At 69.9% G+C, this 249-nt stretch carries 1 pseudogene; it reads right to left on the minus strand.

Annotated features, from left to right (window positions below):
- Positions 1-249: pseudogene (locus SB751_RS33615) on the minus strand (IclR family transcriptional regulator); the annotation flags it as partial.

The following is a 249-nucleotide window of genomic DNA, read 5'->3' on the forward strand; positions in this document are numbered from 1 at the left end:
GACGTCGTCGCGTTCGCGCGGCGCCACGGCCGCGAGCCACGCGCGCCCGATGGCCGAGGTGGCCAACGGAATGCGCGAACCCACGTCGAGCGTGAGCGCCAGCGCCGCCGTGCTGCGGCAGCTTTCGATGTAGAGCATCGAGAGCCGGTCGCGCACGCCGAGCGACACCGTGCCGCCCGAGAACTCCGAGAGTTCCTGCATCATCGGCCGCGCAATCTTGCGCACATCCAGACGCGCGAGCATCGAACT

Origin of the sequence: Cupriavidus sp. SIMBA_020, assembly GCF_046535395.1 — a bacterium.
In the GTDB taxonomy this organism is placed as follows: domain Bacteria; phylum Pseudomonadota; class Gammaproteobacteria; order Burkholderiales; family Burkholderiaceae; genus Cupriavidus; species Cupriavidus campinensis.